Origin of the sequence: Acinetobacter tibetensis, assembly GCF_023824315.1 — a bacterium.
In the GTDB taxonomy this organism is placed as follows: Bacteria; Pseudomonadota; Gammaproteobacteria; order Pseudomonadales; family Moraxellaceae; genus Acinetobacter; species Acinetobacter tibetensis.
On sequence record NZ_CP098732.1, the window covers coordinates 1,290,304 to 1,315,145 of the forward strand.

Below are 24,842 nucleotides of genomic sequence, written 5' to 3' on the forward strand. Positions count from 1 at the left end.
TGCATTTACAAATACTCACATAACATGAAGAAAGATTACATTGCCATGTACTTGGGAATGTAAAAATAAATACAACCACTACAGTGAAATAGGAGCATACCTATGCTGTATCAATACCATTGTGCTTGCTGTGATTTAGTGGTCGATTCGGATGTTAAAGAGTGCCCGAATTGCGGTTCACATAACATTAGAAGTCCATTTGGTTTCTGGATTTTTTGTATAGCGACGTGTTTAGCCGTTGTGATTGTCTTTAAAGTGGCGCAAGTTTATCTTCATAATCAGGCTGAAACGCCTGTGCAGCCAACTTTACTTGAAACATTGCATTTAAGTAATGATAAGTCCTGACAGATTCAGGACTTATTATTTTAAAGTGGTGCATGGTTGATTTTTGAAAGATCTATATTCACTTGAAAAATTTTGCTGCGAATATTGCTGATACCGAAACTTTCTAAACGTGCGCAGTGCATAGTTAAATAATTGGTGGTATTTTCTATAGAATCAAATAGATAGACTCCACCTGCTTCTTGAGCATCTTTATTTTCTGTCCAAATTTTCCAAATAAGACCAGTTTCCTGATTAATACTTTCTGCAAGTGGAGTAAATGCTTGAGTCATTTCTGCTGCAAAAGGTCCAGTACTGGGAAAATCGATTTGTAATAAGACTGTCATGTTAATAATTCCGAAAGCTTCAATTATTTTAGGATATTTTTTGCTGAACTTAGTTTGAAAAAAGGCTAGCAGAAATGAAAAAAGAGATCTAATCAGATCTCCTTTAAATTCTATTTACACAACTTTATCTGGTGTCATTAATACTTGATTAATATACAATTTGATTAAGCGTTCACGTGAGCCAATGGCTTTTTGGTAATTCGTTGAATTGAGCAATAAGCAGGCACCATAAGTGACAGTCCAAACATAAGACTGATAGTCTCGAATCGACATCGCACTATTGCTTTCTTTTAAATATTTTTCAGTGATTTCTTTAATACTTAAAATACGCGCTTCACGGATTTTGTAGAGTTCGTCAAATAAGTTATTCAGCTTACGTTCGTTATTGGTCAGACGTTCCTCAATAACATGCAGTAGAATTGTGCGGTTTGAATTTAACATGTTGTAGAGCATGTATTCTGAAACGTAAGAATTGATGTCTATGTTAAATTTGTGTGAAATATCGAGTAAACGCTTTTCGTTTAGAATAATAAGTTCTAAATAAAGTTGATTTTTACTGTCGAAATGCTTGTAAATCGTACCTTTCGCGATATCTAACTCAGAAGCAAGTTCTTCAAGAGTAATGTCCTGATTATTATCGAGTAATAATTTTTCAGCCATTGCTAAGATTTTTTCTTTACGTAAAAGAAAATTTTGTTGGCGTTCTGAATTCATGCATATGTTCCGTATAAGATCACTATAAAAGAACTTGTGAGAAGACTATAGCAATTTTTTCTTAAACAGAATTAAACTATTGTAGAAGAAATGCCGATAAAACCAACAAATAATCAAGTTTAATTAAGGATGAAGCAATATTACTATAACCTGATGAGAGATATCTAAAGTTTGGATACCCAACTTTAATTGGGTCAAAATAATGATTTAAAAAGGTTTTGTAAAGTTTAAGCAGAAAGCAAATTGAAAGAAATTATGATCATGATTCTTTTTCTAATTAAATCAGATAATTATTTTGAAAATTTGAGCTTTATATGAAATTTATAAAAGTACATTATCCATTATGTGATTATTTTTTAACATTTGTAGGAACAAAAATTTGCTTGTTTTTGATTCTAATAAATTTAACTGTGTAATCTTAAAACTTTTTCGAAAATAAAAAATAAATACTGGAAATAGAAATTAAATTGGCAGTGTGACAGCAGGGTATTCTTCGCTGTAGCTTTCACCTGAACAACCATAGTAAATGACATGTAACGAAGTTGACCACGTAGCGGATTATTCCAGCAGACCAGATGGCCTGTAAAAATTCTGGGAATGTAGTTTGACCCGCTTGGTCTGCTCGTAATGCATGGATAAGTAAGTCTTGATTAAATTTAGGAATGTCTGTGGCGGTTGTGATCAATGCTGAGTTGGGAAAGATGACAGACCCTTTATTGGTCTGGTAAAGACTTTGGCAACTTGGAAGAATCCATTCATTTATGGTCACGCCTGCTTCACGTAAAGCTTCGGCTAAATAAGGGAATCCAGCAATTTGAGAACGATAATTCATGCCTTTTTGTAGCGCTTGTTCAATGATTTCTATAGCTGCACTCATATTTTTTATTTCATTATTCTGTTGGTTTAATTATGACAAGGGCAGGTGAATATTCGTTGTTTTTTTCATTCGATTTTCTGTATACGGTGATTAAAGCTATGATCAATTATCACGAAAAGATACATAAGAATTAAGGCTCGTGTTTGTAAAAGAAGAAAAGGCAAGGATTAAAGCTAGAACTGACAGGACACCTGAATGCATTTCAGTGTTTATAGTGTAAAAATATAAACAAAATAATAAGACTTATTTAGTGCTTTTTCACTTTATTCGCTCGAATACTTCAATAAGATTATTTCGTATAAAACCAGAAATAAGTCAGAGAAAAGCATTGTTCTATACGTGAAAATTGTGAATACTCATGCCCGAAAATTCATGCTGTAAGATTATCTTTTGGGGTTAGGCAACGACTGTGAATACGTATCCATTTTCATTTTCTCATTTACAAAAAGCATTACTGGCGGTTGGTTCATTTTCATATCTAGGACTGAGTTCAGGAATGGCTTATGCAGCAGATGAAAATGAAACCGCACAACTTGCGACAATCACGGTGACGGCAGAACAAGCGCAGGCTGCGTATTACCAACCTCAGGTGAATTTGACGGGGTTTACACAGCAAACACAGGCAGAAATTCCAGCCTCACTGACGACCATCACCGCGCAACTTATTGCAGATCAACATGCTAAAACACTGACTGATGTGGTGAAAAATGATGCAGCAGTCGGTGATGGTTACGCACCAATTGGCTACTACTCAAATTTTATGATGCGTGGCTTTATGCTCAATGCGGGATCCAGCTATTTACTGAATGGTAATCTACTTCGTGGTCAACAAAATGTAGCCCTTGAAAATAAAGCACAAGTTGAGATTTTAAAGGGTATTAGCGCTATTCAAAGTGGTATGTCAACGCCCGGCGGTGTAATCAACTATGTCACGAAACGTCCTGAAAATGTTCGCTCTTTAACGATTGAAGGAGACAGTCATGGCGGTAATCGTGTCGCAACAGACCTAGGTGGCTTGTTTGGCGAGAAGCAGCAGTTCGGCTATCGAATTAATCTTGCAAAAGAAGAAATCCACCCTTATGTGGATCATGCGGATGGTCAGCGTGTATTTGGTTCTTTGGCTTTGGACTGGAAAGTATCAGATCGTTCAAAATTGGAATTTGATCTTGAATCACAACGTCAACGTCAACGTTCAGTACCGGGCTATCAGTTACTTGATGGCACAACCGTACCGACTGGGGTTGAATGGGATCGATTACTGGGTTATCAAAGCTGGGGCAAACCTGTTACCAATGAAAGTCTAAATGCTGGCTTAAAATATACCTACCAATTTAATGACAATTGGACAGCGAACTTAGCTGCTTCACAAAGTCGTGTAGTGGTCGATGATTACTCGGCATTTCCATATGGCTGCGCTTACAGCACTGAGTGTCAGTATACGGGGTTAGGTAATACCTTTGATCAAAATGGTAATTACGATATTTATGATTTTCGTAGTCCAAATGACAGTTACCTCACCAATCAGTTTAAAACGGGTCTAAACGGGAAGTTCAATACAGGTACATGGCAACATAAGTTAAGTTTGGAATTATCACAGACCTATAAACGCCATGCACAATACGATGCGATTTTTGAACCAGTAAACAGTGATTTTGAAGCTACAGGGAATATTAATAGTGACCCTATTGAATATATCCCAAGTGAAAAATTCTTAGGTAATCACTATAAATCTCTTGATAGTCAGCAGACAGCCTTAAACGTATTGGATCAGATTGACTTTAATCCTGAATGGTCAATTTTGTTAGGCGGTAAGTTGTTACATTTAGATGAAAATGCTTATGCCGCAGATGGAAGTAATATTCGAGAAACCAATTTAAATCGCTTCTTGCCACAATTCGCAGTGATGTATCAACCGTGGGAACGTACGCATGTGTATGCCTCTTATGCCAAAGGCTTAAGTGACGGTGGACAGGCACCGTGGATGGCGTTTGGTAATCTTGATAAAGGTATAGAAGGTAATGCTTATGCGACTTTAGCACCTGTGCATTCAACTCAATATGAACTGGGAATTAAGCAGAAGTGGCAGGCATTTTTATTCACCGCAGCCTTGTTCGATCTTAAACAGGACAATCAATATACGAACTTAGACAATGTGTATGTCACGGATGGTGAACAGCATAATCTGGGTCTGGAACTGGGTGTACAAGGGCGTTTAAGTCAGAACCTTGATATTTCATCGACCATGGCTTTTATTCATTCACGACTTAAAGGTATTGATGCGGCTGAATATACTGGGCATCAAACACAAAATGTACCGAAATTACGTTTTGCGAGCCATATTTCATATGCAGTGCCACAAGTAGATGGGCTGAGAATGTTGGCAGGTATGCAATACAGTAGTGACAAATATGCCAACAAAGCAGGTACGGTCAAAGTTCCAAGTTTTACTGTGTTCGATATTGGTTCAGCTTATAACTTCCGCGCTTATGGGTATGACAATACGCTGCGTTTAAATATTGATAACGTGTTTAACAAGAAATATTGGCGTGATGCAGGAAGTTTCTCTGGGGATGATTACTTATTCTTAGGCGCACCACGTTCAGCTCAATTTTCATGGACAGTGAATTTCTAATTTTACATTTTAGACGTTGAAGAAGTTGCTTGAGGGACATTGATCGGATGATGAATGTCCCTTATTTATTTTAAAGTTGAAGCACACTTTTATAAACCTATTTACTTTTTTCAGTTCTATAAATTTCGAACAGCCATATTGAAACTTTGAAGTGAAGCTAGGCTCTTGATATTGGATTTCAGTAATAAAAGAATATTTTTAAAGTTAGCTTCATCAAATTCTGCGGACATGGAGTTGTTAGAGGACTTATAAATAACTTGACTATATCTGTATATACCTTTTGAGGGGTACAGGGTAAACTGCGAAGAATTAAGTTAATCTGTATCGAGTAATTACATGGCAATAAAAAAAGAGCCTAAACAAGACCTAAATTTGACCATTGATGCAGATAGTCCAATCCCGATTTACATGCGTGTTAAGCAATTAATTACCACCAAAATTAATCAAGGATTATGGTCGACCAATCAAAAAATTCCGTCTGAAAGTGAATTGGTCAACCAGTTGGGTTGTAGCCGCATGACCATTAATCGTGCACTACGGGAGTTAACGGCAGAAGGTGTATTGGTTCGAGTTCAAGGGGTTGGTTCTTTTGTCGCAGAGGGGCAAGGACAAACTTCGTTGTTTCAAATCAATAATATTGCTGATGAAATTCAAGCGCGAAAGCATGAGCATCGTGCCGAAGTCATTGTTCTGGAAAGTATTCATGCGAATGCTTTGCAAAGTCTGCAAATGCAAGTGCAGGAAGGTCAGCTACTTTATCATTCCATTATTATTCATTACGAAAATGATATTCCTGTGCAGGTTGAAGATCGATTGGTCAATTCATATTTGGTGCCGAATTATTTAAAACAAGATTTTTCTCAAATCACTCCGAATGCTTACTTGATGCAAAATTCGCCTATGACCGAGGGAGAGCATATTGTAAAAGCAGTTTTGGCATCTGCTCAAGAATGTAAATGGCTCAAAATCAATAAGGCAGAACCTTGTTTATTTATTCAGCGTAGAACATGGTCAAATAAAAACCTCATTTCTAGTGCGCGTTTGATTTATCCAGGCAATCGATATCATTTGGAAGGTAAGTTTAATCCGTAAAACAACGGATGGATGAAAATACGTATTTAAAGTTGCTTATATCTCAGTACGCAGCTTTGTCTAAACAAGATAAAAATTCAAATTTTCAGAAGTGGCTCATTCAATTTTGAGTGTTCATCTAGCATAGCCTGCAACTTTTTTACTCTAGTTTGTTAATCATGCAAGATGATTGAACAGCGTAAAACTATACAAGTTTTAAACTTTATGATTGAAATTTTAAGCATATTTTGGAAATGCATAAGTCATCTTATGCATTTTTTTTGTATTTAAATTAATGGGTTGATGGAAAATTAAAAAAATTATTGTATAAAAGAAAAAATCTATAGTATATATATGTATATACAAGTATGAACATGTGATTTCCCATAAGAAGTTTCTTGTGGATATTAATTTTTTGAAAAGGAAAGGAGTCCGCCTGTGACAACAACGACAACAAAATTTCGTGATGTAGAAATTCGCGCACCTCGTGGTACAAAGCTCAATGCAAAAAGTTGGTTAACTGAAGCGCCATTACGTATGTTGATGAATAACCTTGATCCGGATGTTGCAGAAAACCCGAAAGAGTTGGTTGTATACGGTGGTATTGGCCGTGCTGCACGTAACTGGGAATGTTTTGATAAAATTGTAGATACTTTAAAAAATCTAGAAATTGATGAAACTCTATTGGTTCAATCAGGCAAACCAGTAGGTGTATTTAAAACTCATAAAGATGCACCACGTGTTTTAATTGCAAACTCAAACCTTGTGCCACACTGGGCAAACTGGGAACACTTTAACGAGTTAGATGCAAAAGCTTTAGCAATGTATGGTCAAATGACAGCAGGTTCATGGATCTACATTGGGAGCCAAGGCATTGTGCAAGGCACTTACGAAACTTTCGTTGAAGCTGGTCGTCAGCATTACAATGGTGATTTAAACGGTCGTTGGGTATTAACTGCTGGTTTAGGTGGTATGGGTGGTGCTCAACCTTTAGCTGCAACACTTGCAGGTGCATGCTCTTTAAACATTGAATGCCAACAAGCAAGTATCGATTTCCGTTTACGTACGCGTTATGTAGATGAACAAGCAACTGATTTAGATGATGCTTTAGCGCGTATTGATCGTTACACGAAAGAAGGCAAGGTTATTTCAATTGCACTTCATGGTAACGCTGCTGAAATTTTACCTGAGCTTGTTCGCCGTGGTGTGCGTCCAGACATGGTAACAGACCAAACAAGTGCACACGATCCACTGAATGGTTACTTACCAGTAGGTTGGACTTGGGATGAATACCGTGAACGTGCGAAAACAGAACCAGAAGCTGTTGTAAAAGCTGCAAAACAGTCGATGGCGAAGCATGTACAAGCGATGCTCGATTTCCAAAAAATGGGTGTTCCAACATTTGACTATGGAAATAACATCCGTCAAATGGCGAAAGAAGAAGGTGTAGCAAACGCTTTTGATTTCCCTGGCTTCGTACCTGCATATATCCGTCCATTATTCTGCCGTGGTATTGGTCCATTCCGTTGGGCAGCGCTTTCTGGTGACCCAGAAGACATTTATAAAACAGATGCCAAAGTTAAAGAGTTAATTCCAGATGATGAACATTTACATCACTGGTTAGACATGGCACGTGAACGCATTAGCTTCCAAGGTTTACCAGCGCGTATTTGCTGGGTGGGTTTAGGCTTACGTGCAAAACTTGGTTTGGCATTTAACGAAATGGTTCGTAGTGGTGAATTATCTGCACCAGTTGTGATTGGTCGTGACCACTTAGACTCAGGCTCAGTTGCAAGTCCAAACCGTGAAACTGAAGCAATGCAAGACGGATCAGATGCAGTATCAGACTGGCCTTTATTAAATGCTTTGTTAAATACAGCAGGCGGGGCAACTTGGGTGTCTCTACACCATGGTGGCGGTGTAGGTATGGGCTTCTCTCAACACTCAGGCGTTGTGATTGTGTGTGATGGTACAGATGATGCTGCTGCACGTATTGCTCGTGTACTGACCAATGACCCTGCAACAGGTGTTATGCGTCATGCCGATGCAGGTTATGAAATTGCGATTAACTGTGCGAAAGAGCAAGGCTTAAACTTGCCAATGATCACTCAATAAAAACACATGGAAAAACTAGCGGTGCTTTTTGCAATTGTGAAAAGCACCGTCTCAGCAGAATATAGTGCCAAAAATTAGGAAGCCAACATGGAATTATTGATCCAACCGGGAAAATTAACCTTAGCTGATTTACGTCAAGCTTACCTCAACCCGATTAAAGTTAAATTAGATGACAGTGCTTCAGCTGCAATCAACGCAAGCGTGGCTTGTGTAGAACAGATTGTAAATGAAGGGCGTACAGCTTACGGCATTAACACAGGTTTTGGTTTACTTGCTTCAACCAAGATTGCTCCTGAAGATTTAGAACAATTACAGCGTTCGTTAGTTCTTTCGCATGCAGCAGGTGTAGGTGAGCCACTTGATGATGCAATGGTTCGTTTAATTATTCTATTGAAAGCAAATAGCTTGGCACGTGGTTTCTCAGGTATTCGCCGTAAAGTCATTGATGCATTGTTGGCTTTAATTAATGCAGAAGTTTATCCGCACATTCCTCTTAAAGGCTCAGTAGGTGCTTCGGGTGACTTGGCACCACTTGCACATATGTCATTGATTTTGTTGGGTGAAAGTAAAGCGCGCTATAAAGGTGAATGGATACCAGCAGTTGAAGCTTTAAAAATTGCAGGCTTAGAGCCAATTTCTTTAGCAGCTAAAGAAGGCTTGGCACTTCTAAACGGTACACAAGTTTCGACCGCTTATGCTTTACGTGGTTTGTTTGAAGCTGAAGATTTATTTGCTGCTGCAACTGTATGCGGTGGTTTAAGTGTTGAAGCAATGCTTGGTTCACGTTCACCGTTCGATGCACGTATTCATGAAGTACGTGGTCAACGTGGTCAAATTGATGTGGCTGCGGCTTATCGTGACCTCTTAACAGAATCAAGTGAAATTGCACATTCACACGAAGACTGTAGCAAAGTTCAAGATCCGTATTCTTTACGTTGCCAACCACAGGTCATGGGTGCATGTCTAACTCAAATCCGTCAGGCTGCTGAAGTTTTAGCAATTGAAGCAAACGCAGTGTCTGATAACCCTCTTGTTTTTGCAGCAGAAGGTGATGTGATTTCAGGCGGTAACTTCCACGCAGAACCTGTTGCTATGGCGGCAGATAATCTGGCATTGGCAATTGCAGAAATTGGTTCACTTTCAGAACGTCGTATTTCGATGATGATGGACCGCCACATGTCACAGCTTCCACCGTTCTTGGTCGCAAATGGTGGCGTTAACTCAGGTTTCATGATTGCTCAAGTTACAGCAGCAGCGCTTGCGAGTGATAACAAAGCGCTTGCACATCCGGCGAGTGTTGATAGCTTACCGACTTCAGCGAATCAGGAAGACCATGTTTCGATGGCCCCGAATGCGGGTAAACGTCTTTGGCCAATGGCCGATAACGTGCGCGGCATTCTAGCTGTTGAATGGTTAGGCGCTTGTCAGGGTTTAGATTTCCGTGAAGGCCTAAAAAGCTCGCCTAAACTTGAACAAGCCCGTAAAATCTTGCGCGCTCAAGTGCCGTACTACAGCGAAGACCGTTTCTTTGCTCCTGATATTGAACAGGCAAGTGAATTACTTTCGAGTGGTTGTCTAAACGAGTTAATTATTCCAAACCTACTCCCTAGTCTATCTGAAGTGTGATTAATAAAACGGTCACATGGAGTGGCCGAATCTAACTAAATATCCTCAAGGATTGGAGATTATAATGTCACAAAACTCCACACTACAGCGGGGGTTGAACACCCGTCACATTCGTTTCTTGGCATTGGGCTCAGCAATTGGAACTGGGCTTTTCTATGGTTCGGCAACTGCTATTAAAATGGCGGGGCCTTCGGTCTTACTAGCGTATATCGTTGCAGGGATTGCAATTTATATTGTTATGCGCGCACTGGGGGAAATGGCTGTCCATAACCCTGTATCTGGTTCATTTAGCCACTATGCATCACAATACATTAGTCCACTGGCAGGTTTTACCACAGGTTGGACTTATGTTTTTGAAATGGTGATTGTTGCACTTGCCGATGTCACTGCTTTTGGTATTTATATGGGATTCTGGTATCCCGATGTACCACGGTGGATCTGGATTTTATCGTTAATTATGTTTTTAGGCGCTATTAATTTAATTCACGTTAAAGTCTTTGGTGAACTCGAATTCTGGTTATCCATTATAAAAGTTACCGCCATTGTTGCCATGATTTTAGGCGGTTTGGGCCTTATGTTCTATGGTTTTCAGGCTGACCATAGCAATATCGTACCGGGCATTTCAAACCTATGGATTTATGACGGTTTTATGCCGCATGGTATTGCCGGTTTGGTGGCATGTTTATCTGTAGTTGTATTTGCCTTTGGTGGTATTGAGATTATTGGCATTACAGCGGGTGAGTCGCAAGATCCGAAAACGACTTTGCCAAAAGCAATTAATGCTGTTCCGGTTCGTATTTTACTTTTTTATGTGCTCACGATTTTTGTTCTGATGTCGATTTTTCCATGGAACCAAATTGGTAGCCAAGGTAGTCCATTTGTCCAGATTTTTGAAAATTTAGGCATTAAATCAGCAGCAAATATTTTAAATATTGTCGTGATTACAGCGGCTGTTTCAGCAATTAACAGTGATGTATTCGGCGCAGGCCGTATGCTTTATGGCATGGCAAACCGTGGTCAAGCACCTCGAGTTTTCCAAAAACTGTCACGTAATGGTGTGCCATGGATGACTGTTGTGGTGATGGCTGGTGTGCTATTGACGGGCGTGGTACTGAACTACCTTATTCCTGAAAATGTATTCATGATCATTGCATCAATTGCGACTTTTGCAACCGTCTGGGTTTGGCTCATGATTTTGCTTTCGCAAGTGGCGATGCGCCGTAAATTATCTACTGCTGAGATTAAAGCGCTTGATTTCCCTGTATGGGGTTGGCCATATGCACCTGCGTTCGCGATTGGTTTTATGGTGTTCATTTTAGTCATGATGGGTTATTTCCCTGATTCGCGTCCTGCAATTTATGTAGGTATAACATGGCTTGTACTCTTAACTATTGCTTATCGCATATGGGTAAAACCAGACCAGAACTTGGGCAAGAAAAGTAATCCTATCCATCAAAATGTTGAGATAGAAAGCTAACAAATGAACTGCCCAATGGTTTAACTATTGGGCAGTTTTGAGGAAAGGCTAATGAAAAAACTCTGGCAAAATTGCCATATTGCGACCATGCAAAATGGGCAATATTCCTACATTGAAGATGCTGCAATTGTTACAGAAGGGCATCTCATTCAGTGGATTGGAAAACAACAACAACTTCCTACCGACACATATTCCGAAACAGTTGATTTAAAAGGCGCTTGGGTTACCCCAGGGTTCATCGACTGTCATACGCATAGTGTATTTGGTGGCAACCGTAGTGTTGAGTTTGAAAAACGCTTGCAAGGTGTGAGCTATGCTGAAATTGCAGCAAGCGGTGGTGGCATTGCAAGTACAGTGCGTGCAACCCGAGAAGCCAGCGAAGAACAATTATTAAATTCAGCACTTAAACGTATTCGCTGTATGCAACAAGACGGTGTAACAACCATCGAGATCAAATCTGGCTATGGGCTCAATTACGAAAATGAGCGCAAAATGCTGCGTGTGATTCGTCAAATTGGTGAAGCTTTACCGATGACGGTAAAAAGCACCTGTTTAGCTGCACATGCTTTACCGTCAGAGTACAAAGACCAAAGCGATGCTTATATCGAGCATATCTGTACCGAAATGTTGCCTAAACTGCATGCTGAAGGTTTAGTCGATGCAGTTGATGCATTCTGTGAGCATTTAGCATTTTCACCTGCTCAGGTTGAACGTGTTTTTAAAACAGCACAGTCTTTAAATTTACCCGTTAAGCTTCACGCGGAACAGCTTTCATCGCTAGGTGGTTCAAGCTTGGCAGCACGTTATCATGCTTTGTCAGCCGACCATTTAGAGTACATGACCGAAGACGATGTCAAAGCAATGGCAGAGTCGGGTACGGTTGCTGTTCTGTTGCCGGGTGCTTTTTATTTGCTGCGTGAAACACAATATCCACCAGTTGAAAGTCTAATTAAACATGGTGTGCGTATTGCGCTATCGAGTGATTTAAACCCGGGCACATCTCCAGCACTTTCTTTACGTTTAATGCTCAATATGGGAAGCACGCTTTTCCGCTTAACTCCAGAGCAAGCATTGGCTGGTGTCACCATTCATGCTGCACAAGCACTCGGTTTAGAGCAAACGCACGGCAGTCTGGAGCAGGGTAAAGTCGCTGACTTTGTGGCTTGGGATATTGAGCATCCATCTGAAATTGTTTACTGGCTTGGCGGAGATTTGCCTAAGCGAGTAATTCAGCATGGACAAGAAGTTATTTTTTAAACGGTATCACCATGAATCACACATTTAAATGGCAAGGCCGCCATGATGGCGAAGGTGAAGCACACCAACGCATTCATCATATTATCAACAAAACTCAACATGCTGAATTTGCGCTGATTGGTTTTAGCTCTGATGAAGGCGTGAAACGTAATAAAGGTAGAGTCGGTGCTGCTGATGCGCCAGATGCAATCCGTAATCAGCTTGCCAATTTACCTATTCATCGTCCAGTCAGTATTGTCGATTTAGGTACAGTAACCTGCGAATATGACAATTTAGAGCAAGCTCAAACTGAGTTGGCTGAGCAAGTCGCAACCAGCCTACAAAATGGTTTAAAACCGATTGTACTTGGTGGTGGACATGAGGTTGCATTTGGCAGCTTTAGCGGTTTATTCCAATATGTACAAGCGTATGCGCCTGAACAAAAAATAGGGATTATTAACTTCGATGCCCATTTTGATTTACGTGAAGCAGAACAGGCGACATCTGGAACCCCTTTCTTACAGGCAGCTCGACTTTCAGAACAACATCAAAAACAATTTAATTATTTATGTATTGGGGTCGCCAACCATGCCAATACTAAAGTTTTGTTTGATACAGCCGATGCTCTAAATTGCTCATATTTACGTGATCATGAGGTTAATATTTTTAACCTGAACAACGTACTTGCAGCGGTTGATGCTTTTATTGAAAAAGTAGACTGCTTGTACGTTACGATTGATTTAGATGTATTTGCTGCTGCGGTAGCACCTGGGGTGAGCGCACCTGCTGTAAAAGGAATTGATTTAGCCACTTTTGAAGCAATTTTTAAGCATATTCAAGAGACTGGAAAAATCAAACTTTTAGATATTGCTGAGTGCAATCCAAAATTTGATTTAGACAATAGAACAGCAAAACTGGCTGCCTATATTGTTTATCAATACTTATTTAATCAATAAGTTAAAGAATATACTTTTAACTCAGGTCTTCAGTTAAGGCCTGATTTAAAAGGGCATTAAAAATATAATATAATAATGAAAAATATAGTTTCTTTTAGAATTTTAAATTGGAAAAATAATGAATCAGAAGAATAGCCCGATTGGAATGATTGATTCTGGTTTAGGTGGACTGTCTCTCTTTAAGCATATTCGGCAGGCTCTTCCGAATGAAGATATTATCTATTTCGCTGACTCAAAATATGTTCCTTATGGAGACAAAGAAAGTGACTGGATTGTTTCAAGGACTACGCACTTAATTGCAAATCTAGTTAATCATGGCAAATGTAAAGCGATAGTGATTGCGTGTAACACCATGACGGCTGTAGCGATTGAAACAATCAGAGCGCAAATGAATGTGCCGCTTATTGCAATAGAACCAGCGGTAAAACCGGCAGTGACAATAACACAAAGCAAGCATATTGCTGTCTTGGCAACTGCTACGACGGTTAAGGGAAAAAATCTCAAGAATTTAATCGAAACTTACGCACAAGATATCAAAGTGTCTTTAGTGCCTTGTATTGGTCTGGCCGAAAAAATAGAAAATGGCAAAGCACACACAGCGGAAGTTAAAGACTATTTAAACAATATTTTAGCGCCGCTAGTCGAGCAAAAAGTTGATACGATTATTTTAGGTTGTACACACTATCCATTTGTATCAAATACTATTCAGGATATTGTGGGTCATGATATTCAAATTATTGAGCCTTCCGAAGCTGTAACAGCACAATTAATTCGGCAGCTTAATCAATATCATTTAAGTTCTGAACGTCCAAATGAGGGGAGTCATATTATTTGGACCAGTTCAGACCCGTTGAAAGTCGCTGATGTTACTTTTTCTTTGTTAGGTACGCATTTACCCGTAGAAACTACTGGTTTTTAAAGTTAAGAAAACGTCTAAGCCCATAAAAATGAGTCCACCCTTAATGGATATAGATTTTTTGATTTCGTAAATTTTTGACTGATGTAATTGGCTAAAAACTCACAAACAACATCAGCAGATTCGGCTGAGATTTTTATGATATTACAGGCAATATTTCGTTATTAGGTGTGAACCTGTTATATGAAATGCTTTGTGTTTTATTCAATGTGAAACTCAAAAGCAGTCAACAAATTTAGTCCGATTTAAAAAAGCTCGAAATGATTTCGGGCTTTTTTTATTTAATGTCATGCAGTCATAAGCCTGAAATGAGCATCCTTAAACAAAGAAAATAAAGGTTAAATAAATTTTAATATTTTGTTTTATATCGTTATTTTAAAATTTTACGCAACATTTACGTTACTTCATGGCATGCCTCATTTATCTTGAGTCCATTCAAATGAATAGGGTTTAGATAATGAGTAGCTTACTCACGATACAAGATAAACAACACAGTTCTAGAATAAACATCCCCCTTGATACTTCAACTTTAGATTTAGATGAAATATTGTTTTTAGATGAAGTAGAGAGCTATTTCACTCGATATCCCAATACCAAGCATATTGATATTTGTCTGCATGACATTAATGGGCATATGCGCGGTAAACGAATTGATGTAAGCAGTCTCAGAAAACTGAGTAAAGGGTGTTATTTTCCGCTCTCAATTTATGCGATGAGCCTAGATGGGGAGGTGATAGAAGAAACTGGATTGGGAAAACAAATTGGAGAGCCAGATTATTTTTGCAAACCAGTATTAGGCAGTTTACAGCCTTGTCCATTAGAGCCTGAATTGAATGCTCAATTATTATTAAGTATGAAAGAAGGGAGCGCTGATTGCCAATATGAACCCCGAAATATTTTAAAGAACATATTGGCACAACTCGAAAAGCAGCATTTATATCCATGTATGGCTGCGGAATTAGAATTTTACCTATCCGATCTGAATGCAAATGCAAGGACTATGGTATCTAGCCAATGTTTTGATGTTCAGGCACCTAATAGCTATCAACAAGTTCTCGATGAAGTTGAATATATTGCTGCTTTGCAAGGCATAAACATTACGGGCATTGTGGCGGAATCATCTGCTGGGCAATATGAAATTAATATTCAGCATATGGATGATATTCTTAAATTATGCGACCAAATTATGCTTTTAAAGCGCACGATCAAACAAGTGGCTTTAAAAAATGGATTAAGGGCCAGTTTCTTAGCAAAACCTGATCTCCATAAAGCAGGGAGTGGTATGCACTTTCATATGAGCCTTTTAGATCAAGCCAAGCGGAATGTGTTTCGTATGCAGCCAAATGAATCGGTATCTTCTGAATTATTAAAAGTGATTAGCGGGCTGATTCTACTTTTACCACCAAGCATGGCGATACTAGCACCCAATATCAATTCTTTTCGACGCTTTCAGAAAGGCAACCATGTACCTTTAGAGGCAAATTGGGGACTGAATAACCGCAATGTCGCGATTCGGATTCCATGTTCAGATGCTGAAAATAGTCGATTAGAATACCGTGTAGCAGGCGCAGACTGTAATCCATATTTGACCACTGCCATAATGTTGATTGGCACATTACATGGTTTGACCCATCGTTTAGCGCTCCCTACAGCAACGAACCAAATGAGTGATCCTGCTGAACGTGTCTTTTTAGCGACAAATCAGTTGGATGCTTTAGCTTTGTTTAAAGAAAACCATATTTTACAGACGTATTTGGGAAAGCGTTTTATGGAACTGTGGTGTGCTGTCAAACGTGCAGAACATCAGCATGTGTATAGTCAAATTACCGCGATAGAACAAATGTGGAATATTTAAAACTGCAATATAGCCGCATCAATAAAGTCGAATCGTCTGATAGGGAATTGACTCGCATGATTCTCAACTGTCCCTGAAATATAATTTTCAAAATGTCGATGTGGAATTATGAATGTCTAAATATTGTGCATCCTCTAAGTATAAAAAACGATTGATATGGTGATACAAGAACAAGGTATTCCCAAAATGAGCTGCATAACACTTTGATTCAACATTGGATATGGTTGATTAAGGAATGGTTTTTAACAGTATTTCGAATTTTAGGCAGGGTAATTGATTCAAGTGTTACATCTATGTTAGTTTCCCGCGTTCATCATTTCAGACGGGATAGGGTTGAGAGCATCTTTTGTGCTCGCTTTAATAGCGATGTGGATACATGTTGCAGTTTTTTTGCAGCCCCTATTACCTGAGAAGTTTCAAATTGCTCAGGTCTGTATCACTATTGCTGAATTAGCAGTTCAGACGAAAGAAACTCAGCAGACCAGCCATCATCCACATTCTAAATCTGTGCATGATTTGCAAAACATGCAGCACTCAGATTCTCAGCACAAACATTCTGTTGATCATCACTGTATTTTCTGTACGGTGTATGGGCATTTAGTGGCTCATTTGAATCTTGGTATCCAAGAAGTCTTTACGCGTATGCAAGTTCGCATGCTTGCATTCCAAAAAGCATTTAAGCACGTCTTTTTTGTTTTACAGCGGCTATTTCTCACGCCTCAAGGGCGAGCCCCACCTTTATTTGCCTAAATTCCAGAACATTTTAGTCAGAGAACTTTTCTAAGCATGGAAAGTTCTTAGGGAATTTTATGCATTAAAGGAATTGAAATGTCTCAATTCAAGTTAAATCCGTTCCTTAAAGGGAATGGCGTGATGGTTTCGTCACATGTTCAAATACAGATTAACCCTCGAATTTTTAAAGTTTTATGCAGTGTAATACTGGGTGCGATGTATGGCTTAAATGCTCAAAACAGTCATGCAGCAGAGGGTGAAGCAAAAACAGAAACAACCCAATTGTCCACCATTACTTTAACCGCTGAAAAGCAGGATGAAAGACACACCTCATCTCAGGCGATTACCCAGTTTAATCATGACTTATTAGACGTTCCATTTACAAAGTCCCATGTTTCCAATGAGGACATTCAAAATCATCATGTTCAGCGGATCAGTGATGCCTTGTCATTGGTCAATGGTGTGGTTTATCAAGACAGTTATGGCGGTGGTTTTTGGGATAATTATTCTTTTCGAGGATTTAGCACAGACCCGAATATGGGTACCATCTACATGCGCAATGGTTTAAGTTCGGTGAGCGGTATTCATACACCACGAGATATGGTGAATATCCAAGCGATTGATTTCCTGAAAGGCCCGATGGCGGCGATGTATGGGCAAGGGGCAATTGGTGGGATTATGAATATCACCACTAAACAACCCGAATGGGAATCTATAAATAGCCTAAGTCTAAGTGGTAGTACCTTTGAAGAATATCGTGCTGCATTGGATACCACAGGGGCAATTAATCAGGATGTGGCTTATCGATTGGGATTGGCTTATGAAAATAATCAGAGCTTTCGAGATCAGGTGGATAATCAACATTATTATATTGCGCCGCAACTGGCTTGGAAGCTTTCAGCGCAAACCCAGTTGAATTTGGATACCGAGTTTGCTCAATCGAAAGGGGTATTCGACCGAGGTATTCCAATGGTTAATGGGCAATTGAACCTGAACAAAAAAACATTTTTGGGCGAACCCAGCGACGGTGATATTGAAATTCAAGATCAAATGGTTCAACTGCGTGTGAATCATGCATTTAATGATGATTGGAACAACACCACGGCAATCACCTATAGTCATGGTGAGCGAGCGGGGACGTCGACTGAAATTTCTTCCATCACCGCAGATGGACAGAGCGCAAACCGTTTCCGTCGTTCACGTCAATTTGAAACCGAGACGACGAACTTTCAGTCGATTTTGCGGGGTAAGTTTAATACAGGATCAATTCGACATGAGTTGGTCACGAATATAGAAGCAGGTCACTATACGATTGATCAACTTCAAAGAAGAAGTACTAAAGGTGATTTAAGTGAGATTAATATTTATGTTCCAGTATATGGTCAAAATATTCTGCCTTTAACTCGTGTTACTAAAGAAACTTTTGAGACTCAAAATATTATTGGAGTCAATTTACAAGATCAAATCTTCTTAAGCGATCAATGGAATGTACTTGTTGGTGGGCGTTTAAATCGTTTAGATCAACAAATTGATGACCATCTTACTGGTAAGTCAGCGCAACAAGACTTCACACCATTTACTCCTCGAGCAGGAATCAATTATCAACCCACTGAGAAACTATCTTTCTATACGAATTGGGGCAAAGCATTTGAACTGAATACAGGATTAAATAAAAACAATGACTTGTATGATCCTGAGAAAACTGAAAGTTGGGAAGTCGGTGCAAAATATCAATTCCAAGCCAAAAGCTGGTTGGGACTCACTTATTTTGATCTCGATAAACAGCATCTTTTGACCGAAGGGATTAGTGATAGTTACGTCGATAGTGGACGCGTGCAAAGCCACGGGGTTGAATTTGAATTACAACACCAGTTCACAGATCATCTGCGTTTAAATGCAAATTATACGTTTACGGATGCTTCAATTGTAGAGAGTGAAGTTGAGGCAAAAGGGGCAAGATTAAAGAATATCCCGAAGCATACGGCAAATTTGAGTGCAAATTACCAATTCAACCTTGCGGGATATCATGCTGGTTTGATTGGTCATGTGAATTATTATGGCAAGCGCAGTGCAAACTATATCGACAATGGTACGAGCTTACCTGATTTTACGGTTGTAAACGTGGGTGTGTATGCACAACTTCGTCCTGATTTACGCGTGCAACTTAATATCGATAACCTCTTCGATCAAGATTATTACGTTGCAAGCTATACCAATAATTGGGTTCAGCCTGGCGAGCCACTTAAAGCAACTGCTACCTTGAACTGGACATTCTAAATGAAAAAAACATTACTGTGTTCATTCGTTTTTGCCAGTGTATGTTTGGGCTGTAGCCAGTCAAAACAAGCTGAACATTCAACCAGTGAAACTGAAAAATCGATAAAAGTTGTAGATCCGCAATTGCAACTGTGGGTGGGGCAATACCGAGGTATTACACCATGCGTGACTTGTCCGACGTTCTGTGATGGCTGTGAAGGATCCACAATTGACCTGAAATTAAATCAGGATCAAAGCTTTGAATTGGTGCGAACAGTCAATAGCGGCAACAAGAAGTCTGAAACTTTTAATGGGAAGTTTGCATTTAATGATGATGGAAAGCTCCAGATTCAACTTCATGGTGTGAAAGAGCGTAACCTCATCGTATGGGGGCAAAATTATGTGGAAGTTATTGACCCTAATTCGGGGCGACCATTTGATGCATTTGAAGATTTTCAATTAGAGAAATTGAGTTAGGCATATTGTCATCAAAATTGTGATGCCAAGCTTACATGGGGCGAATTGACCGAAAGACAGACTTTTGATATTTCCTTGAAAATTCAGGGGAATATCACGCTGTTTCATGAATACATGATTCATCTGCACAGTGAATGCTATATATATTGTTTGGATGTATTTTTTGAAAAACCTAACAATTGAATATAGTGCATATTTAAAATGTATAGGCTTATTGGAAAAATTGCATAAATCTCAAGATAGCATTTCCACTTTGAGCCAGAAATCTGTAAAATCTACGCGCATTCGTTAAGCCGTTTTTTAATCAGCTCCAAGCCTTTGGCTGATTCTTTTTGCAAACCAATTTCTTCATTGCATTCTGCTTTTAATTCAATATTTTCGACGCTTATCTGTCTGGTGTAGGCATATAAGCATCATTAGGTGCCAACATGGAAATTAAAGTCAATTATCTCGATAACCTTCGACTCGAAGCTAAATTTGATGACTTTACTGTAATTGCTGACCAACCTATTCGCTACAAAGGCGATGGTTCAGCCCCAGGACCATTCGACTATTTCTTAGCATCTTCAGCGATGTGTGCCGCTTACTTTGTTAAGGTCTATTGCCTTGCACGTAACATTCCAACCGATAACATTCGCTTATCGCAAAATAATATTGTTGATCCTGAAGACCGCTATAAACAGATTTTTAAAATCCAAGTTGAGCTACCAGCCGATATTTCAGAAAAAGACCGCCAAGGGATTTTACGTTCGATTGACCGCTGTACAGTAAAGAAAGTGATCCAAACAGGACCTGATTTTGTCATTGAAGAAGTTGAAAGTATTGATGCAGATGCACAAGCGCTTTTAATGCCGAATCTGGCGTCTGAACACTTGACTCATATCACAGGCAAGGACTTACCTTTAGAGGAAACAATTGCCAATATGTCTGGGTTATTGGCGAACTTAGGCATGAAAATTGAAATTGCGTCTTGGCGTAATATTGTACCTAATGTGTGGTCGTTACATATTCGTGATGCGCATTCTCCGATGTGTTTCTCGAATGGTAAAGGTGCAACCAAAGAAAGTGCTTTAGCTTCAGCCTTGGGCGAGTTTATTGAACGTCTGAACTGTAATTTGTTCTATAACGATCAATTCTGGGGTGAAGAAATTGCCAATGCCGAATTTGTACATTATCCAGATGAAAAATGGTTCCAACCTGGGCCAAATGGTGAATTACCACCAGAGATTCTGGATGAGTATTGCAAAGCAATTTATGATCCTGAAAATGAACTTTTAGGCACGCATTTATATGACACCAACTCGGGTAATGTTGAGCGTGGTATTTGTTCATTGCCTTATGTACGTCAGTCCGATGGCGAAGTGGTGTACTTCCCAACCAATTTGATTGAAAACTTATATTTAAGTAATGGTATGAGTGCGGGGAATACCCTTGCCGAAGCACAAGTACAGTGTTTATCTGAAATTTTTGAACGTGCGGTGAAGCGTGAAATCATTGAAGGTGAAATTGCACTTCCAGACGTACCTGCGGATGTACTGGCACAATATCCAAGTATTATTGAAGGGATTAAAGGCTTAGAAGAGCAAGGTTTCCCAATTTTGGTGAAAGATGCCTCATTGGGCGGCAAGTACCCAGTGATGTGCGTGACCTTAATGAACCCACGTACGGGTGGGGTATTTGCTTCGTTTGGTGCGCATCCAAATATGCAAGTGGCCATTGAGCGTAGCTTAACGGAATTAATGCAAGGTCGTAGTTTTGAAGGCCTGAATGATTTACCAAAACCGACGTTCAGTTCACAGGCGGTTACAGAGCCGAACAACTTCGTAGAACACTTTATCGATTCGAGTGGCTTGGTGTCTTGGCGTTTCTTTAGTGCGAAATCGGATTATGACTTTGTAGACTGGGACTTCAGTGCAGAAGGGCATGCAAAAAATATCGATGAAGCCAAAATCTTGTTTGATATCCTAAAAGATATGGGCAAAGAAGTTTATATGGCTGTTTATGAGCATTTAGGTGCAACAGCTTGCCGTATTTTAGTGCCTGGCTATTCAGAAGTGTATTTGGTTGAAGACTTAATTTGGGACAATACCAATAAGGCGTTGTGGTTCCGCGAAGACACGCTGAATTTACACCGCCTAGATGATGAACAGCTTGAAGCCTTGGTTGAACGCTTAGAAGAAAGCGAGTTGGATGACTACACCGACATCAAAACCCTGATTGGCATTGAGTTTGATGATAATACGGTTTGGGGACAACTCACGATACTTGAACTCAAGCTAATGATTTATTTGGCTTTACAGCAATTTGAAGAAGCCAAAGATCTGGTTGAAACCTTCCTGCAATACAACACCAATACGGTTGAACGCGGTTTATTCTACCAATGTTTAAATGTCGTGTTAGAAGTTGAACTGGATGATGAAATGGAACTTGAAGATTATGAAGTCAATTTCCGCCGTATGTTTGGTGATGAACACATGGATGCAGCCGTAGGTTCAGTCGATGGTAGCGTTCGATTCTATGGTTTAACGCCAACCAGTATGAAACTTGAAGGGTTAGATCGTCATCAACGTTTACTTGATAGTTATCAAAAACTACATGCTGCACGTGCCAAATATTCGAATCTTGCCAAAGTCGAATTGTTGGCCTAATTGATTTCATTCGATTGTAGTCATCGAGTTAATTCTAGCCATACTTCTTGAGAAAAAGTAGTGTGGCTTTTTATTGCTATCATAATTAAAAACTGTCTTATTTAAGCACCAAGATTTATATATTAATGACTGACTTTTAAACGCAATATATAAAAAATTATTCAAAATTTGGGGCTATTTTGAGTTTTTAAAAACCATAATTTTCTAAGTGATTCATGTCGGAAGTCCTCCTTATGAGCAAAGCCAAATGGAGGGTAACTTTTTCTATGTGTCTTCAATATTGCTTTTTAGATCAAAAAAAGAACAATTGAAAGTTGAATTGTGTATTAAAAAATCAGAACTTTATCTCCTTTGTTTTTATAAAATTTATATGAGTTTTTGAAATTTAGTTAAAATATGTTTTTGAAAAATATATAAAAATAAATCTATTTAATTTTGTTGTTGCTGATATTTCAAGCTAAATCTTTCTTCTAGTCTAGTTAAATTTTTCATACTATTTATTAAATAAATGTTCACTATCATTTATTTGTATTTTATTATTTTACGATACATTTTGATACAACTCTAAGCGCAGCGGAACGCTAGACAATTATTTGATGATTATGAATCGAACGTTTCCTAACCATCAAACAATTGGAGAAACAACAATGCAACTGGAAAACAAAAATTGTAAGACACGCATCGTAATTGTCGGTGGTGGAGCTGGCGGGCTTGAACTCGCTACGCGTTTGGGGAATCGTTTAGGCAAAAAAAATAAAGCCGAAATTATCTTGGTCGATGCAACTTTAACCCACATTTGGAAACCGCTTTTACATGAAGTGGCTTCAGGAACGTTGAATTCACATGATGATGAATTGAATTACTTTGCCCATGCCAATAAAAATCATTTTGAGTTCTTTTTGGGGAAAATGATTAATATTGATCGTACCGAAAAAAAGATTCAACTTGCAGAATTAAGTTCCCATCAAGGTGAGCAAATTGCACCATGTCGTTCTATTGCTTACGATATTTTGGTGGTTTCAGTAGGATCGACTTCAAATGATTTTAATACAGAAGGTGCAAAAGCACATTGTGTATGTCTGGATTCACGTGCACAGGCAGATTATTTACAGAAAGAGTTTTTAAATCTATATCTCCAAGCTCAAGCCAATAGCCTAATTGAAGATACGCAGCACAGCTTACTGAATATTGCGATTATTGGTGCAGGTGCAACAGGGGTTGAATTGGCAGCGGAATTGCATTTCGCGGCGCATCAATTTTGTAAATATGGTTTAGACAGTATTCAACCAGACAATGTATGTATTACCCTAATTGAGGCGGCAGATCGAGTATTGCCAGCGCTGAATTCTAAAATATCAAGTTTGGCAGAAGCCGAATTAGTCAACATGGGTATTCAGGTCAGAACCAAAAGTCGAGTACAAAAAATTGATGAAACACACATTTATTTTGATGATGGAACTCAATTAGCTGCTGACTTAAAAGTTTGGTCTGCGGGAATTAAAGCCCCAGATTTTCTCAATAATATTGCCGAATTAGAAACCAATCGTATTAATCAACTCATTGTTAAATCGACCTTGCAAACGACACGAGATGATTCTATTTTTGCGATGGGGGATTGTGCGAGTTATACACCAGAAGGCAAGGAGCGTCCCTTAGCACCGCGTGCTCAAGTCGCCAATCAACAGGCAATTTTTTTGGAAAAAGCCTTGGTAGCTTATATCGCAGCTCAGCCACTTCCAGAATTTGTCTTTAAGGATAAAGGCTCACTCGTGTCTTTAAGTGACCGTAATAGTGTTGGACATGTCATGGGCAATATCAATATTGAAGGCTTTGTTGCTCGTTTAATGTATATGTCACTGTACCGATTTCATCAAATTGCATTGCACGGGCTATTTAAAACCAGCATTTTGATGTTAAAGGATGTGTTATCTAAGTCGGCTAGACCGCAATTAAAAATGCATTGATATTTCATAGAAAAATTTAGTCTATTGATATAAATCGGTATAAATAGCCAGCTCAAATTTGAGCTGATTGTTACTCATTTATTGGGCTAATGATCAGGTTAAATTTGAGTTTTTTACGCAAATTTACTCCCAATTAAAAAAATATTGTGCTTGGTTGAGTTAAATAATTTTCATGCTTTATCGCTTCAAGGTTTACATCATAATCTCCAACTTTGATCTCAACTGAATAGCCATCTATTAAAACCCTCACTCAAGCAGTGTCGTAAAATGCTAAGTGAATGTCGTCTTATGTGAAGTGGTGCAGCTCTATTCAAGGAGCATATGCTGAAATAACAGTAAGTTAGTTATATACCTGTTATGAATGGCAGAGGTTCGTGAAATTGTTATATTGAAAGTCGTATGTATCGTAGAGGCAACGGGCTTAGCAAGTCTTGTTAAGTACAACAAAGCATTAAACTATTGCACAACATCTTCTATTGTCATCATCAAATTTTGTATTGAGAAACACATCTTATTGATGATATCTGAGATAGGATGCGCACTACAATAAATGATAGTGTAATTAATAGTAATTATCATTTACATTTTAAATTGATCAGTATATCTTATGCCTCACACTATT

General features: G+C 38.9%; 18 protein-coding genes and 1 pseudogene. 15 read left to right on the forward strand and 4 right to left on the reverse strand.

Features of this window, described 5'->3' with window-relative positions; genetic code table 11:
* Positions 1-102: 102 nt before the first annotated feature.
* Entirely contained in the window at positions 103-345 is a 243-nt protein-coding gene (locus M5E07_RS06315) for an FmdB family zinc ribbon protein (protein WP_116763586.1), read from the forward strand.
* A gap of 20 nt (positions 346-365) precedes the next feature.
* Here the strand turns inward: M5E07_RS06315 and M5E07_RS06320 are convergent, their stop codons facing one another.
* The 3 genes from M5E07_RS06320 to M5E07_RS06330 form a co-directional block, all read right to left on the reverse strand.
* Positions 366-668 carry a monooxygenase gene (locus M5E07_RS06320; RefSeq protein WP_252223118.1) on the reverse strand — a complete coding sequence of 101 codons (303 nt, stop codon included), beginning with the start codon at positions 666-668 and terminating at the stop codon, positions 366-368.
* Positions 669-782: 114 nt separating this feature from the next.
* A complete protein-coding gene (locus M5E07_RS06325; RefSeq protein ID WP_116763582.1) occupies positions 783-1,382 on the reverse strand; it encodes a TetR/AcrR family transcriptional regulator in 600 nt (199 codons plus the stop codon).
* Between the two features lie 505 nt (positions 1,383-1,887).
* Positions 1,888-2,259, reverse strand: coding sequence for a DUF1398 family protein (locus M5E07_RS06330; RefSeq protein ID WP_252223122.1), 372 nt, complete (start codon positions 2,257-2,259; stop codon positions 1,888-1,890).
* 409 nt (positions 2,260-2,668) lie between these two features.
* Between M5E07_RS06330 and M5E07_RS06335 the strand changes: the two genes are divergently transcribed.
* The 8 genes from M5E07_RS06335 to murI all read left to right on the forward strand — a co-directional run bounded on the left by M5E07_RS06335 (position 2,669) and on the right by murI (position 14,291).
* On the forward strand, positions 2,669-4,891 hold the full coding sequence (locus tag M5E07_RS06335) for a TonB-dependent siderophore receptor (protein ID WP_252223125.1): 2,223 nt from the start codon (positions 2,669-2,671) through the stop codon (positions 4,889-4,891).
* 336 nt (positions 4,892-5,227) lie between these two features.
* Complete coding sequence (hutC, locus tag M5E07_RS06340; protein ID WP_252223128.1) at positions 5,228-5,983, forward strand: histidine utilization transcriptional repressor HutC; 756 nt, start codon at positions 5,228-5,230, stop codon at positions 5,981-5,983.
* A gap of 417 nt (positions 5,984-6,400) precedes the next feature.
* Positions 6,401-8,077 (forward strand): urocanate hydratase, encoded by a 1,677-nt coding sequence (gene hutU, locus M5E07_RS06345; protein WP_252223131.1) that lies wholly within the window; start codon positions 6,401-6,403, stop codon positions 8,075-8,077.
* Positions 8,078-8,164: 87 nt separating this feature from the next.
* Positions 8,165-9,703, forward strand: a complete 1,539-nt coding sequence (gene hutH, locus M5E07_RS06350) for a histidine ammonia-lyase (RefSeq protein ID WP_003654215.1) — start codon at positions 8,165-8,167, stop codon at positions 9,701-9,703.
* Between the two features lie 64 nt (positions 9,704-9,767).
* Positions 9,768-11,180, forward strand: coding sequence for an amino acid permease (locus M5E07_RS06355; RefSeq protein ID WP_252223134.1), 1,413 nt, complete (start codon positions 9,768-9,770; stop codon positions 11,178-11,180).
* A gap of 51 nt (positions 11,181-11,231) precedes the next feature.
* The gene (gene hutI, locus M5E07_RS06360) at positions 11,232-12,437 is read left to right on the forward strand and encodes an imidazolonepropionase (RefSeq protein ID WP_116762886.1); all 1,206 of its coding nucleotides are present in this window, start codon (positions 11,232-11,234) and stop codon (positions 12,435-12,437) included.
* Positions 12,438-12,448: 11 nt separating this feature from the next.
* On the forward strand, positions 12,449-13,372 hold the full coding sequence (hutG, locus tag M5E07_RS06365) for a formimidoylglutamase (protein WP_252223137.1): 924 nt from the start codon (positions 12,449-12,451) through the stop codon (positions 13,370-13,372).
* A 118-nt stretch (positions 13,373-13,490) separates the two neighbouring features.
* On the forward strand, positions 13,491-14,291 hold the full coding sequence (gene murI, locus M5E07_RS06370) for a glutamate racemase (RefSeq protein ID WP_252223140.1): 801 nt from the start codon (positions 13,491-13,493) through the stop codon (positions 14,289-14,291).
* Here the strand turns inward: murI and M5E07_RS06375 are convergent.
* Positions 14,265-14,413 (reverse strand): annotated as a pseudogene (locus tag M5E07_RS06375) (hypothetical protein); the annotation flags it as partial. The gene murI and the pseudogene M5E07_RS06375 overlap by 27 nt on opposite strands.
* 332 nt (positions 14,414-14,745) lie before the next feature.
* Between M5E07_RS06375 and M5E07_RS06380 the strand changes: the two are divergent.
* The 6 genes from M5E07_RS06380 (at position 14,746) to M5E07_RS06405 (ending at position 24,220) form a co-directional block, all read left to right on the forward strand.
* Complete coding sequence (locus M5E07_RS06380; protein ID WP_252223143.1) at positions 14,746-16,143, forward strand: glutamine synthetase family protein; 1,398 nt, start codon at positions 14,746-14,748, stop codon at positions 16,141-16,143.
* Between the two features lie 366 nt (positions 16,144-16,509).
* Positions 16,510-16,893 (forward strand): DUF2946 family protein, encoded by a 384-nt coding sequence (locus tag M5E07_RS06385; RefSeq protein WP_252223718.1) that lies wholly within the window; start codon positions 16,510-16,512, stop codon positions 16,891-16,893.
* A 198-nt stretch (positions 16,894-17,091) separates the two neighbouring features.
* Complete coding sequence (locus tag M5E07_RS06390; RefSeq protein ID WP_252223720.1) at positions 17,092-19,152, forward strand: TonB-dependent receptor; 2,061 nt, start codon at positions 17,092-17,094, stop codon at positions 19,150-19,152.
* A complete protein-coding gene (locus M5E07_RS06395) occupies positions 19,153-19,608 on the forward strand; it encodes a copper resistance protein NlpE N-terminal domain-containing protein (RefSeq protein WP_252223146.1) in 456 nt (151 codons plus the stop codon).
* A gap of 428 nt (positions 19,609-20,036) precedes the next feature.
* Positions 20,037-22,256 (forward strand): OsmC domain/YcaO domain-containing protein, encoded by a 2,220-nt coding sequence (locus M5E07_RS06400; protein WP_252223149.1) that lies wholly within the window; start codon positions 20,037-20,039, stop codon positions 22,254-22,256.
* Positions 22,257-22,903: 647 nt separating this feature from the next.
* On the forward strand, positions 22,904-24,220 hold the full coding sequence (locus tag M5E07_RS06405; protein ID WP_252223152.1) for an NAD(P)/FAD-dependent oxidoreductase: 1,317 nt from the start codon (positions 22,904-22,906) through the stop codon (positions 24,218-24,220).
* Positions 24,221-24,842 lie beyond the last annotated feature (622 nt).

What these genes read in the sequence shown, in the direction of transcription:
- hutC (WP_252223128.1), top strand. Translation starts at nt 5,228, where the DNA reads ATGGCAATAAAAAAAGAGCCTAAACAAGACCTAAATTTGACCATTGAT.
- hutH (WP_003654215.1), top strand. Translation starts at nt 8,165, where the DNA reads ATGGAATTATTGATCCAACCGGGAAAATTAACCTTAGCTGATTTACGT.
- murI (WP_252223140.1), top strand. Translation starts at nt 13,491, where the DNA reads ATGAATCAGAAGAATAGCCCGATTGGAATGATTGATTCTGGTTTAGGT.
- M5E07_RS06325 (WP_116763582.1), bottom strand. Translation starts at nt 1,382, where the DNA reads ATGAATTCAGAACGCCAACAAAATTTTCTTTTACGTAAAGAAAAAATC.
- M5E07_RS06385 (WP_252223718.1), top strand. Translation starts at nt 16,510, where the DNA reads ATGTGGATACATGTTGCAGTTTTTTTGCAGCCCCTATTACCTGAGAAG.
- M5E07_RS06355 (WP_252223134.1), top strand. Translation starts at nt 9,768, where the DNA reads ATGTCACAAAACTCCACACTACAGCGGGGGTTGAACACCCGTCACATT.
- hutI (WP_116762886.1), top strand. Translation starts at nt 11,232, where the DNA reads ATGAAAAAACTCTGGCAAAATTGCCATATTGCGACCATGCAAAATGGG.
- M5E07_RS06395 (WP_252223146.1), top strand. Translation starts at nt 19,153, where the DNA reads ATGAAAAAAACATTACTGTGTTCATTCGTTTTTGCCAGTGTATGTTTG.
- M5E07_RS06315 (WP_116763586.1), top strand. Translation starts at nt 103, where the DNA reads ATGCTGTATCAATACCATTGTGCTTGCTGTGATTTAGTGGTCGATTCG.
- M5E07_RS06400 (WP_252223149.1), top strand. Translation starts at nt 20,037, where the DNA reads ATGGAAATTAAAGTCAATTATCTCGATAACCTTCGACTCGAAGCTAAA.
- M5E07_RS06405 (WP_252223152.1), top strand. Translation starts at nt 22,904, where the DNA reads ATGCAACTGGAAAACAAAAATTGTAAGACACGCATCGTAATTGTCGGT.
- M5E07_RS06380 (WP_252223143.1), top strand. Translation starts at nt 14,746, where the DNA reads ATGAGTAGCTTACTCACGATACAAGATAAACAACACAGTTCTAGAATA.
- hutG (WP_252223137.1), top strand. Translation starts at nt 12,449, where the DNA reads ATGAATCACACATTTAAATGGCAAGGCCGCCATGATGGCGAAGGTGAA.
- M5E07_RS06390 (WP_252223720.1), top strand. Translation starts at nt 17,092, where the DNA reads ATGTATGGCTTAAATGCTCAAAACAGTCATGCAGCAGAGGGTGAAGCA.
- M5E07_RS06330 (WP_252223122.1), bottom strand. Translation starts at nt 2,259, where the DNA reads ATGAGTGCAGCTATAGAAATCATTGAACAAGCGCTACAAAAAGGCATG.
- M5E07_RS06320 (WP_252223118.1), bottom strand. Translation starts at nt 668, where the DNA reads ATGACAGTCTTATTACAAATCGATTTTCCCAGTACTGGACCTTTTGCA.